Annotated in this window: 13 protein-coding genes; 10 read left to right on the plus strand and 3 right to left on the minus strand. The window is 67.6% G+C overall.

The genetic code is table 11. The features are described 5' to 3' along the window. Positions 1–313 precede the first annotated feature (313 nt). The 4 genes from CR152_RS26500 to CR152_RS26515 are packed head-to-tail and all read left to right on the plus strand — an operon-like array spanning position 314 to position 4841. A complete protein-coding gene (locus CR152_RS26500) occupies positions 314–865 on the plus strand; it encodes a DUF4402 domain-containing protein (RefSeq protein WP_099880009.1) in 552 nt (183 codons plus the stop codon). Continuing rightward, a complete protein-coding gene (locus CR152_RS26505; RefSeq protein ID WP_157778747.1) occupies positions 852–1346 on the plus strand; it encodes a DUF4402 domain-containing protein in 495 nt (164 codons plus the stop codon). Before CR152_RS26500 ends, CR152_RS26505 begins: the two co-directional genes overlap by 14 nt. A gap of 26 nt (positions 1347–1372) precedes the next feature. Then, positions 1373–2218, plus strand: a complete 846-nt coding sequence (locus CR152_RS26510) for a fimbrial biogenesis chaperone (protein ID WP_099880011.1) — start codon at positions 1373–1375, stop codon at positions 2216–2218. Positions 2219–2243: 25 nt separating this feature from the next. Next, positions 2244–4841, plus strand: a complete 2598-nt coding sequence (locus CR152_RS26515) for a hypothetical protein (RefSeq protein WP_157778748.1) — start codon at positions 2244–2246, stop codon at positions 4839–4841. Between the two features lie 274 nt (positions 4842–5115). On the opposite strand, the gene CR152_RS26520 is transcribed toward CR152_RS26515, so the two are convergent. Beyond that, entirely contained in the window at positions 5116–6966 is a 1851-nt protein-coding gene (locus CR152_RS26520) for a DUF885 domain-containing protein (RefSeq protein ID WP_099880015.1), read from the minus strand. A 244-nt stretch (positions 6967–7210) separates the two neighbouring features. Between CR152_RS26520 and CR152_RS26525 the strand changes: the two genes are divergently transcribed. The 6 genes from CR152_RS26525 to CR152_RS26540 all read left to right on the plus strand — a co-directional run bounded on the left by CR152_RS26525 (position 7211) and on the right by CR152_RS26540 (position 11597). Further along, complete coding sequence (locus CR152_RS26525; protein ID WP_229413611.1) at positions 7211–7957, plus strand: hypothetical protein; 747 nt, start codon at positions 7211–7213, stop codon at positions 7955–7957. Positions 7958–8053: 96 nt separating this feature from the next. Beyond that, entirely contained in the window at positions 8054–8185 is a 132-nt protein-coding gene (locus tag CR152_RS34730; RefSeq protein WP_267876251.1) for a hypothetical protein, read from the plus strand. A gap of 73 nt (positions 8186–8258) precedes the next feature. Further along, positions 8259–9506: an RNA helicase RhlE1 gene (gene rhlE1, locus CR152_RS26530; RefSeq protein WP_099880017.1), complete on the plus strand. Its 1248-nt coding sequence runs from the start codon at positions 8259–8261 to the stop codon at positions 9504–9506. 133 nt (positions 9507–9639) lie between these two features. Beyond that, on the plus strand, positions 9640–9909 hold the full coding sequence (locus tag CR152_RS33295; RefSeq protein ID WP_370663833.1) for a cation transporting ATPase C-terminal domain-containing protein: 270 nt from the start codon (positions 9640–9642) through the stop codon (positions 9907–9909). A 127-nt stretch (positions 9910–10036) separates the two neighbouring features. Then, entirely contained in the window at positions 10037–10804 is a 768-nt protein-coding gene (gene fnr / locus CR152_RS26535) for a fumarate/nitrate reduction transcriptional regulator Fnr (protein ID WP_099880019.1), read from the plus strand. A gap of 190 nt (positions 10805–10994) precedes the next feature. Then, entirely contained in the window at positions 10995–11597 is a 603-nt protein-coding gene (locus CR152_RS26540; protein ID WP_099880021.1) for a hypothetical protein, read from the plus strand. 46 nt (positions 11598–11643) lie between these two features. Here CR152_RS26540 and CR152_RS26545 read toward each other — a convergent pair whose 3' ends face one another. Together CR152_RS26545 and CR152_RS26550 are read right to left on the minus strand one after the other, a co-directional pair. Next, positions 11644–11877 carry a hypothetical protein gene (locus CR152_RS26545; RefSeq protein WP_229413613.1) on the minus strand — a complete coding sequence of 78 codons (234 nt, stop codon included), beginning with the start codon at positions 11875–11877 and terminating at the stop codon, positions 11644–11646. Positions 11878–11891: 14 nt separating this feature from the next. Beyond that, the gene (locus CR152_RS26550) at positions 11892–12425 is read right to left on the minus strand and encodes a FixH family protein (RefSeq protein WP_099880025.1); all 534 of its coding nucleotides are present in this window, start codon (positions 12423–12425) and stop codon (positions 11892–11894) included. Between the last annotated feature and the right edge of the window lie 8 nt (positions 12426–12433).

Below are 12433 nucleotides of genomic sequence, written 5' to 3' on the forward strand. Positions count from 1 at the left end.
ACCGAATCCGACGAAACCGCGCCGGCGCCGACGAACGCCCGCTTTACGTGTCCGTTCGCCAGTGTTTGCGGAACGCAAGATAGCACACCGGACAAGCTTGTCTCAAGCCGCCCTATCTGTACCACCCACGCCACCACCGCGCGGCAATTGCGCAACATCCGCAAGCCAATCGGCACAGGGCTTTAGATGCATATCAAGCTTTGCTCCAAGGCGCGGCGGGCGCTGTTTTTCCATGAAAAATCGCAGGTACTATTCCCTTGCAGAAAGAGCTTCTGCAAAGAAAAACCCCAACCGAAGAAACTAAGGAGCTGGAATGAACACAACGATCAAGCAGCAGCGCACCCTGTCCACCCTGGCCGTACTCGCCGTCGTCGCCGCCGGCCTGGGCCTGGGCGCGCCAGCGTACGCCGCGCAAGCGACGGCCACCGCCGGCGGCACCGTGGTCACCCCGATCGCCGTCGTCGTCGGCACCAACCTGGCGTTCGGCACCTTTGCCGCCGCGGCCGGCGGCACCATCACCGTCAGCACCAGCGGCGTGCGCGCCGTCAGCGGCGTGGTGGCGATGGGCGCGTCGGCCACCTCGGCGGCCAAGTTCGACATCACGGGCGAGCCGGGCAGCACCTACGCCATCACCCACTCCGGCACGGCCGTGCTGACCAACACCGGCGGTGGCGGCGAAACGATGGCCCTGGCCAAATTCAGCGACCTGACCGGCGCCAACGCCACCTCGGGCGATGTCTCCACCGGCACCCTGTCGGCCGGCGGCACCCAGTCGCTGTATGTGGGCGGCACCCTGACCGTGGCCGCCAACCAGGCTCCTGGCACCTATGCCGGCAATGTCATCGCCACCGTTGAATACAACTGACGCGTGTCTGCGCTGCGCCCGCTTGCTGCGGCGCAGCGGCACGCTCGGCGTGATTGCCTGCCTGCTGGCAGCCATGCCGGCGCGCGCCCAGCTGAAGGCGGTGGCCGCCGGCGATCTCGCCTTCGGCCGCTTCGCCGCCATCTCCACCGGCTTTGTCAGCGTCGGCACGAACGGGGCAAGATCGTCCGGCGGCGGCGTGGTGCTGCTGACATCGGCGGGCGCGCCGGCCAGGTTCACCATCAGCGACAAAAAGCCGGCCAACGCCAACCTGGTCTACATCGTCAGCCTGCCGGCCAGCGCCACCATCAGCAACGGCGCCTCAAGCATGACCCTGACCGATTTCGTCAGCTCCCCGGCCGGCGGCGGCGTGCTCTCCGGCGGCACCCAGGTGCTCGCGGTCGGCGCCACGCTGCAGGTCGCGGCGGGCCAGAGACGCGGCAACTACAACGGCAACTTCAACATCACCATCGAATATCAATAGCCGATCATCATCCCGCGAGGCCCATCATGCACTCCACCTTCTCCTTCACGCGCACCGTACGGCTGCTTACGGCAGCGATCCTGATGGCCGCCCTGCCCTTGCAGGCGCTGGCCGGCCTGATGCTCAACCCGACCCGCGTCGTATTCACCAAGAACCAGCGCGCCGCCCAGGTCGAACTGATCAACAGCGACAGCACGCCCGCCACCTACCGTATCAGCCTGGTCAACCGGCGCATGACCGAGAACGGCGAATTCACCGGCGCCGACACGGCCGGGCCGGACGACCGCTTCGCCGATACGATGCTGAGCTTCTCGCCGCGCCAGGTCACCCTGCTGCCCAGCACCGCGCAAGTGGTGCGCGTCATGCTGCGCAAACCGGCCACCCTGGCCGCCGGCGAATACCGCTCGCACCTGCACTTCGAAAAACTGGCCGACACCGGCGCCGCCAGCAGCGTGGAGACGCAAGCAGCCAGCGCCCAGCAAATCGGAGTGGTCCTCAACACCCTGATCGGCGCCTCGATTCCCGTCATCGTGCGACACCAGACCGAGGGCGCCAGCGTCACCCTGAGCGCGCTCGACGTGCAGCGCGGCGCCAAGGGCGCGCAGCTGTCGTTCCAGATCGGGCGCAGCGGCGACAGCTCGGTGTACGGCGACGTCAGCGCCACCTTCGTGCCGCAGGGCGGCTCCGAGCAGGTGCTGGCCAAGGCCGCCGGCGTGGCCATCTACACCCCCAACCCCATGCGCAAGGCCAGCCTGAACCTGACCATGCCGCCCGGCGTGACGCTGGCGCGCGGCACCCTGCACCTACGCTTTCGCGAGCGTGCCGAAGCCGGCGGCGCCGTACTGGCCGAAGCCACGCTCGCCCTGCCCTGACCGGTGCGCGGCCGAGCGCGTCGCCATGCGCCCCCACCGCCTCTGCCTGCGCACCTGCCGGCTCTGCATGCTGCTGTTGCTGCCCGTGCTGGCACTGCTGGCGCCCGCGCGCGCGGCCGACGCCGACGGGCCCGACCTGGTGCTCGAAGTGCGGCTCGGCGAGCATCTGGTGTCCGACGCGCTGGGCGCCTACCAGCATGGCGACGACGTCTACCTGCCGCTCGGCGAACTGGCGCGCATGCTCACCATTGCGATCCGCACCGACGCGGCCGAGGGCCTGGCCAGCGGCTACATCCTCGACGAACAGCGCGGCTTCCGGCTCGACCTGGCGCAACGCCTCGTGATCGAAGGCGAGCGGCGCGCCACGTTCGACCCGGCGCGGGTAAAACGCCAGGCCGACGACCTGTACGTCGCCAGCCGCCTGCTGGCCCAATGGCTGCCGGTCGACCTCGACATCGACATGGCCAGCCTGGTGCTGCGCGTGCGCGCGCGCGAAAAACTGCCGCTGCAGGCGCGCCTGGAACGCCAGTCGCGCGGCGGCACGGCGCAGCACCATGACGGCGGCCCGGCGAGCGTCTACGCGCGCCACGACACCCCCTACGCCCTGGCCGGCATGCCCTTCATCGACCAGACCGTGGCCCTCGACGCGCGCCGCCGCGGCACCACGCTCGACTACACCGCCTACCTCACGGCCGACCTGGCGGGCATGGAGGCCGCGCTCTACCTCAACGCCGGCAAGGCTGCCGGCGGCGCCACCGCGCGCCTGACCCTGGCGCGCAACGATCCGGACGCCGGCCTGCTCGGCCCCCTGCGCGCGCGCACCCTGCAAATCGGCAGCGTGCTTGCGCCGGGCGTGGGCGACATCGCGCTGGCCAGCACCAACGGCACCGGCGTGGCCGTCTCCAACCGCGCGCTCGGCCAGCCGGCGCGTACCGACCGCCACACGCTGCAAGGCGACCTGCCGCCCGGCTGGGATGTGGAACTGTACTTCAACGACGCACTGATCGGCTTCCAGCAGGCGCGCCCCGATGGCCGCTACCGCTTCGACGACCAGCCGCTCATCTACGGCAGCAACGAATTTCGCCTGGTGTTCCATGGCCCGCTGGGGCAATTGCGCATCGAGCGCCACAGCTTCCTGATCGACCAGGCCGTGCTGGCCCCGGGCGCCGTCGCCTACAGCGCCAGCCTCCAGGGCGACCAGCGTGGCGGCGCGCGCGCACTGGTCCAGGCCGAAGTGGGCCTGGCGTCCCAGCTCAGCGCCAGCGGCGGGGTGGTGCGCCTGGCGCTGGACGGCCAGGACAAGCGCTACGCCAACCTCGGCCTGCACGGCTACTGGCGCGCCCTGCTGGTCGACGCCGCCCTGGCGCGCGCCGACGACGGCGGCAAGCTGGCCCGCATCGGCCTCAAGACCCGGGTCGGCGGCATGGCCCTCGGCGCCAGCCACGCGCGCCTGGACGGCTTTGTCAGCGAACTGTTTTTGCCGGGGGCCGACCCGCTGCGCAGCCGCGACGAACTGCGCCTGGACGGGCTGCTGCCCGGCGGCGGTCCGGTGCCCATGCCGCTGTCGCTACAGGTGCGGCGCGAGCGGCTGGTGTCCGGCGCCACCCGGCACGAAGCCGGCGCGCGCCTGTCGGCCTACCGCCAGGGCACGGCGGTGAGCGCCGGCGCGCTGTGGCGCGAAGTGGACGGCGTGCGGCGTGCCGACGGCAGCGTGCAGGCCAGCCGGCGCGTGGCCGGCATCGGCGTGAGCGGGCAGCTGCAAGTGGCGATCGTGCCCGATGCCGCCGTCTCGGCGCTGGCGCTGGCGGCCGACAAATTCGTCGGCGACGGCTATCTCCTCAACGCCGCCGTTACCCGCACCTTCGCCGACCGGGAACTGCGCTGGAGCGCGTCCCTCAACAAGGGCGTCGGCAGCGTCGGCGTCGGCCTGAATGCGTTCTACACCAGCCGCGGCGACTACGGTGCCGGGGTGCAGCTGTTCATGGCGATCGGCCAGGAACCGAGGAGCGGGCGCTGGCTGCACGACGCCGTGCCGATGGCGGCCACCGGTGCCGCCTCGGTGCGCGTCTTTCTCGACAAGAACCGCAATGGCGTCATGGATGGCGACGACGAACCGATCAAGGGAGCCGGCTTCGCCGTCAACGGCGGCACCCACCTGGCGCGCAGCGGCGCCGACGGCGTGGTCTACCTTAACCGCCTGCCGGCGCACCAGCACGTCGCCATCGCGGTCGATCCCGCCACGCTGGAAGACCCGCAATGGCAGGCGCGCGAACCGGGACGGCGGCTGGTGCCGCGCCCGGGCAAGGTCAGCCGGCTGGAAATCGCGATCGGCATCACCGGCGAAATCGACGGCACCACCTATCTGATGGGTGCGGGCGGCAAGCGCGGCATGGGCGACTTCGAGCTCGAACTGCTCGACCGGCGCGGCACGCTCGTGGGCAAGACCACCAGCACGGCCGATGGCTACTACGTGCTGGGCGGCGTGGCGCCGGGCGACTACCTGCTGCGCCTTGCCCCGGCCCAACTGGCCAGGCTTGGCCTGCAAGACAGCGGCATGCACCTGATCACCATCGACCCGGCCGGCAACATCGTCAACGGCAAAGACTTCCACGTCACCAAATAATGCTCAACCGGGGTCAGAGCTCCGACTCGAAACATTTCCGTCCCCCCAAACCGGGGTCAGAGCTTTAATTAGCAACATTTAACAAATAACGCGCAAATCAATATCACCCCGGCTGTTTCTTTCTGACGGACTAGCGCTCCCGATGTCCGCCAAGCGGACGGGCGATGGCGCTCAAGCCGGCCTCGGTCAGGCCAGCCTCCCAGGATTTAACAATGTTTCGAGTCAGAGCTCTGACCCCGGTTGTGGGGGGTGACTGGCCCCGATTAGGAAAAGTTCAGGTCGCGGCGGGCTTGGATTGGTCGGCGATCCATTGGTCGATTATCTTGCCGAGCACGTCCAGCGGCACCGAGCCGTTCTTGAGGATGACGTCGTGGAACGCCGGCAAGGTGAAGCGCTCGCCCAGCGCCAGCCGCGCTTTCTCGCGCAGTTCGAGGATGCGCAGCATGCCCAGCATGTAGGCGCAGGCCTGGCCCGGCCACACCACGTAGCGCTCCACCTCGGCCGCGCCAATGCCGTAGTCGATCGCTTGTTGGCGCGTCCAGCCCTTGCTGTGCAAGCCGGTGTCGACCACCAGCCGGCGCGCGCGGAACAGTTCCGAACCGAGCGCCCCCAGCAAACCCGGCACGTCGCCTTCGTACCAGCCCTGCTCCACCGCCAGCCGCTCGGTGTACAGCGCCCACCCTTCGGAGTGCGCGCTGCCGCCGCCAAAAATGCGCTGCCTGCGCCAGGCCGGCAGGCCGCTCAGTTCCTGCTGGATGGCGAGCTGGAAGTGGTGCCCCGGCACCGCTTCGTGATACGCCAGGCTGCGCATGCGGATCATGTCGAACGCCGGCCCGCGCAGCGGCACCCAGAAGATGCCGGGCAGGCTGCCGTCCGGCGCCGGCACGCTGTAGTGCGCCGAGGCGCTGCCCTCGGTCAGCGGCGGTTCGCGCCGCACCTCGACCGGCGCGCGCGGCTTGAGGTTGAACAGCCTGGCGCTGCGCTGTTCGGCGTCGCGCACCATGGCCGCGTAACCGGCCAGGATCGCCGCGCGCGGATCGGGTTCGGCCGCCGGCTGGAAGGTTTTGTCGAGCGCTTTCATGCGCGCGTCGATGCTGCCGTCGGTGAATCCCAGTTGGCGCAGGTGGCGGTCCATCTCGCCCTCGATGCGCGCCACTTCACGCAGGCCGATCGCGTGGATATGGGCCGCGTTCAGGGTGGTGCCGGTGAAGCTGGCCAGCGCATGGCTGTACGCGGCGGCGCCGTCGGGCAGGCGCGCAATGCCGGCGGCGTCGCCGGTCTTGGGGTGCAGCTCGGCCAGCAGCGCCTGGCTCCTGGCGTAGGCCGGCAGGACGCTCTTGCCGACGATGGCCGCCGCTTTGTCGATGGCGGCGGCGCGCGCCGCCGGCGTCAGGTCGGCCAGGGCGGCGCTGCGCTCGGCCAGCGCGAGCACCAGCACGTTCTTGTCGGCGGCCGGCTTGAGGAAGGCGTCGACCTGCCCCTGCGCGCGTTCGAGGATGAAGCGCGGCGGCAGCAGGCCGCGCGCGGCGGCGGCGCGGGTGCGCGCGTTGGCCTGGTCCATGCGTTCGCCAATCTGCGCCAGGCGCGCCAGGTAGCTGTCGACATCGGCCGCGCGCCGCATCGGGTGCGCCGCGCTCATGAAGCTGACCAGCGCGATGTGGGTGCCGCCAAATTGCGAGAACACGAAGGCGTGGTCTTCGAAACGCTCGCCGGCCAGGTGGTTGGCCAGCGACCAGCGCATGGTCTCGGCCGACACGCGCTGGGTGCTGTCGAGGGACCCGGCCAGGAAGCGGTCGAGCCGCGCGACACCAGCCCTGGCCAGCGCCGCATACCTGGCGCGGTGCGCCACAGTGATGGGCGTGAGCTGGCGGTCCAGCGCTTGCTGTTCGGCGCCGCGGAAATACTGGTCGACCGTGGCGCGCTGGGGCGACAGCCGCACCCAGTCGGCGGCAAAGCCATCGGCCCATTTGTCGAAGGCGGCGTCGCGCTTGTCCACCGCGGCCGCGGCACCGGCACCGGCGCCAGGCGTGGCAGCGAGCACCGGCACGGCGGCGCCGCCAAGCGACAAGGCCACCAGGGCGGCGATCAGACGGGGCGCGACGGCGCGCTGGAACGGGGTAGGCATGCGGGAATCTCCGGAAAATCGGTTGGTGGGGCGTGTTGCGGACGATCTGCAGCCGGCCGCCACAGAATTTATCATGGATCGGGCCCGGAAACCACCATCCCGGCACGCAACGGCGCCCGTCAATACAGGCGAAACGCCATTCCCAGGCGATCCGCGCCGGGCCGGCCGGGCGACAAAAAACGACAATTGCTTACCTTTCGGGACTGGCTTGGCAGCCCCGACTGGAGTAGCATGGCGGGCCACGATGCCAGAGCATGTCGCCGGCGGCCTGAGCCGGTACAATGCCGCCATCCCCCAGTCATTCGTCAAAGGTCATTGCATGTACATCAAGAATACCGTCCTGGCGGCCGCCGCCCTGTTGCTGGCCGCCAGCGCGCAAGCCCAGATCGCCGTTACCGCAGAAGTCGGCACCACGGGCGTCGGCGCCCATCTGATTTTCCCAATGGAAAAAACGCTGAATGCCCGTTTCGGCGCCAGCTATTTCCAGTACAAGTACAACGATACCGCCAGCACCGTCCACTACACGATGAAGGCCAAGCTGCAAAACATCGACGTGCTGTTCGACTGGCACCTGATCGATAACAGCCCGTTCCGCCTGACCGGCGGCGTGGTGTACAACGGCAACAAGGTCAGCATGGTGGCGCGCCAGGATTCCAACGGCAACTACAACATCAACGGCAAGACTTACGCGGCGAGCCAGGTCGGCATCCTCAACGGCGGCATCGAGTACAACAAGGGCGCGCCCTACCTCGGCGTGGGCTGGGGCAATGCCTTGAGCACCGACAAGAAGTGGCAATTCAGCGCCGATGTGGGCGCTCTGTGGCAGGGCCATCCGAACGGCCGTCTGGTGCAGTCGGGCTGCACGGCCACCAGCGCCGCCTGCACCCAGCTGGCGCGCGACGTGGCGGTCGAGCGCGTGAAGATGGAAGCCGACGTCCAGGCCTACAAGGTGTATCCGGTGCTGCGCGCCGGCGTGAGCTACCGCTTCTGACAGCGCGTCGCGATAGCGCGTCGCGATAGCGCGTTGCAATAGCGCGCCGTCCGGGCGTGGTTTTGGGTAGCATTGGCTTTTTAACAGGGGTGCGCCATGAAACCACGCTTTCACCCGCTCGCGGCCCTTGCCGCCTGCTGCATGCTCGTGCTCTCCGTGGCCGCCTGCGGCGACAAGCACGAGCCGACCAAGCCGACCGTCTCGGCAGCTGTGAGCGCCACGCGCTAGGGGTTTTGCGCCCCGGCCGGCGCCGGACAGAGTAAACTACGCCCTTGTTCTTTTGCTGCAAGGTCGCTTCCCCATGTCTTTTGATTCCCTCGGTCTGATCGATCCCCTCGTGCGCACACTGGACGCGCTCGGCTACAGCACCCCCACCCCGGTGCAGGCGCAAGCCATTCCGGCCGTGCTGGCCGGACGCGACATGATGGCGGCCGCCCAGACCGGCACCGGCAAGACCGCCGGCTTCGCCCTGCCCCTGCTGCAGCGCCTGACCCTGCAGGGCCAGGTCGGCGCCAACGCGGTGCGCGTGCTGGTGCTGGTGCCCACCCGCGAGCTGGCCGAACAGGTGCACGAAAGTTTCCGTGCCTACGGGGCCGGCTTGCCGCTGCGGACCCACGTCGCCTACGGCGGCGTCAGCATCAATCCGCAGATGATGAAGCTGCGCAAGGGCCTCGATGTGCTGGTGGCCACGCCCGGCCGCCTGCTCGACCTGTACCGCCAGAACGCGGTCAAGTTCGACCAGCTCGAAACGCTGGTGCTCGATGAAGCGGACCGCATGCTGGACCTGGGCTTTTCGCGCGAGCTCGACGCCGTGTTCGCCGCGCTCCCGAAAAAACGCCAGACCCTGCTGTTTTCGGCCACCTTTTCGGACGAGATCCGCGCGCTGGCCGGCAAGCTGCTGATCGACCCGCTGAGCATCGAGGTCAGTCCGCGCAACAGCACCGTCAAGCGCATCCGCCAGTGGGTGGTGCCGGTCGACAAGAAGCGCAAGCCGGAACTGTTCCTGTATCTGCTGAAAAAGCACCGCTGGGGCCAGGTGCTGGTGTTCGTCAAGACGCGCAAGGGCGTGGACCAGCTGGTCGAGACCCTGCAGGCGCAGGGCATCGCGGCCGATTCGATCCATGGCGACAAGCCGCAGCCGGCCAGATTGCGCGCGCTCGACCGTTTCAAGGCGGGCGAAGCGAAGATCCTGGTGGCCACCGACGTGGCCGCGCGCGGACTGGACATCGACGACTTGCCGCAGGTGGTCAATTTCGACCTGCCGATCGTGGCCGAGGATTATATTCACCGCACCGGCCGCACCGGCCGCGCGGGCGCCTCGGGCGAGGCGGTGTCGCTGGTGTGCGCGGACGAAGTGCAGTTGCTTGCCGCCATCGAAATCCTCACCAAACAGACCCTGGAGCGGATCGAGGAGCCTGGTTTCTCGCCCGAACACCGGGTGCCGGTGACCAACACCGCCGGCGAGGTGCTGAAAAAGCCCAAGAAGCCGAAGAAAGCCAAGATCACGGGCGAGGTCTCGACCGTCGACGTGCGTTTCCGCCCGCGCTAAGTAGCCGATCCCGGCACGCTCGTGCCACATCAAGCCTTGCTGGTAAGTCATTGATATCTTGAACGATCCGCCTCGCCGCGGACGGCCCCAACGCGCTGCCGGCCGCCTGCCGCCCTGGCCTTCTCCAACGGGCATGGAACGCCGCGCGCCAACCCATGTTCCTGCTGCCGCCTCGCCGCCCCGACGCGCCCCTCATCGGCGGCGCCGGCCCAACCGGGTGCGGTGGATGATCGCCGCGAACGCCCTCGCCGCGCTGCTGGTCGTGATCTGCGTGCCCGGGCTGGCGGCCGTGTTTCATTTCACGCCATTAAGTGCCGCACAACTGGTATCGGCGGGCGCTATTGGTCTTTCCCTTGTTCTTTGGTCGGCGCTGTTGGGACTTGCACAACGCCTGCGCAGATAATGCAACGCCACCATGGCCATTCGGGCATCTGTACTGGGGAAAATGCCGCAGCTGCGCCGCTATTAGCCTGCCTGCCATGGTTCCACTGGGGTATCATACGGCTCAAGCCACAAACCGTCAGACCCCTATGCCCCAGCCTCTTCCATTCGTTCCCGCAGCCATTTTGAACGTCGCCGCGCTCAAGGCCAGCTGCGCGGGATGCAGCATGCACCAGCTGTGCCTGCCGATGGGACTCGAAAACGACGATATCACCCGACTCGACAACATCATCGGCAAGCGTCGCCGCGTCTTGCGCGACGAGCGCCTGTACCAGATGGACGAGCCGTTCCGCAACCTGTACGCCATCCGCTTCGGCCACTTCAAGACCTACCAGGTCAATGCGGGCGGCGAGCAGCAGATCACGGGTTTCCAGATGGCCGGCGAACTGCTGGGCATGGACGCCATCAGCGGCGACCGCCACCATTGCGACGCGGTCGCGCTCGAAGACAGCGAAGTGTGCGAGATTCCATTCGAACGCCTGGAAGAACTGTTCGGCGAGGTGCCCACCCTGCTGCGCCATTTCCACCGCATCATGAGCCAGGAAATCACGCGCGAGCAAAATGTGATGCTGTTGCTGGGAAATATGCGGGCCGAGCAGCGCTTTGCGGTGTTCCTGGTCAACCTGTCGGCACGCTACGCGGCGCGCGGCTACTCGGCCACCAGTTTCCAGCTGCGCATGTCGCGCGAAGATATCGGCAACTACCTCGGCCTGACCATCGAAAGCATCAGCCGCCTGCTGTCGCGCTTCAAGAAACAGGGCTGGATCGGCGTCGACAAGCGCGAAATGACCCTGCTCGACCCGGCCATGCTCAAGGCGCTGGCCGCCGGCACCGAGCAGTGCAGCCCGATGGCGTAAGTCGCAACAAGCCTGCGGGAATCAGTTTTCCAACAGGCGATAATAATGTTCACAGGTAATTATCAGGACATAATTACGGGCTTTCCTCTTCCCCGCGCGCCACATCCTGCTACCTGCCTTATCCTTCCGGCCTGTACGCCGCCGCGCACGCGTGAGGCAGCGCAAAGGCGGGGCATGGGCGCTCGCCACAATGCGCGATGCCCGCCCTCACGACCTCGGATACCGCTCGCTGTTCGCCCACCCGGAACGGGTGCGCGAACTGGTCACGGATTTCACTTCCTTCAAGCTGCTCGATGAAGTCGCCCTGTCGGCCTTCGAGCGGGTGCTGGCGCTGCTGTTCCGGCTTGAACTTTCACTCTTGCCCGAGGTCTCAACAGACGTCTTGCCGGCGCTGACGACGTGGTTCAAGGAATCACCCCAGGCCAGCCTGCGGCGCTCGATTCAGGTATGGGTAAACGGTTTGCTGGCACGCGGAACCGGCAATTCGGAATTGTTTATGGTTGATAGCGCGGAGGAGGATGCCGACATGGGAGGCAAACTTGCAACGTGCGCCGAGCAGATCGAGGAGATCGGCTTTCAAAACGGGTGTGCGGAAGGTAAGGCGGAAGGACAAGTCATTGCCCTACGCGGGGCGCTGGGCAGCCTGTTGCGCAAGCGGTTCGGCGAATTGCCGGGGCCGGCAACGCAACGCATCGGTCAGGCCACTCAGGCAGAGCTTGAACAGTGGTTCGAGCGCAGCCTCAACGCGCCCAGCCTGCAGGCGGTGTTTGACGATGGCGCGGCATCCACTTGACCCGAACTCTCTCGCGCTCCTTGGCACGGCGCACAAAATATCCAGGCTAAAACGGCGGATGCGGATCGTCCGGCACCACGACCAGATAGTAGGTCAGCATGCTGGCCAGCGCGCAAAAAGTCCAGAAGAAGAAAAAGCCGATGGTGTACGCCGCCATCGGCGAGAGCGTGATGTCGCCCACATGCAGCGCCTCGCGCGGATCGAACAGCGCAAAAAAGCAGCCTTCGGCCAGCATCGCCGCCAGGAAGGCGGGCCACAACACTTTCATCGCAAGTCGCATCTGCACTCCCCCGGTCAGTGAGCAAGGTCCGCAGCGTCGGCCTTGATCGCCAGCGCCTGCTCGCGCGGCCAGTGCCAGGCCGCAGCCAGACGCCAGTCACGCTTACCGCCTTCAACCACCACCTGCCAGCGCGCCCGTTCCAGCAGCGGCAACGCCACCGAAAAACGCCCAGCCGCATCCGGAATCACGTCCAGCTTGCGGTCCTTCTGCGGCTGGGTGGCGTGCGCCAGGTGGATGCTGAACGGCGCGCTCAAGGCCTGTCCGCCGCTGGTCAGGGTACCGGCCAGCCTTTCCGTGGCCGGATCATAGCGCGCGTCGAACCCCAGGCGCATGGCGCTGGCCACGCGGTCGCGCCGCAAGTCCTGGTTGATCGCCTTGCCCTTCGTGTAGTAGTCGTCGACCACCATCGCATCCTGGCCGCGGTAGGCGACGAAACCAAGGTTCACGCCGGCCACCACCACGATGGCGGGGCCGAGCATCAGGAGCCATGGCCAGCGGTGCTTGTACCACGGGCCGATGGAGGGAATCAGAGGTGAGGCGGTTTGCATGCGGGTCT

This window comes from Massilia violaceinigra (assembly GCF_002752675.1).
GTDB classification, from domain to species: domain Bacteria; phylum Pseudomonadota; class Gammaproteobacteria; order Burkholderiales; family Burkholderiaceae_D; genus Telluria_A; species Telluria_A violaceinigra.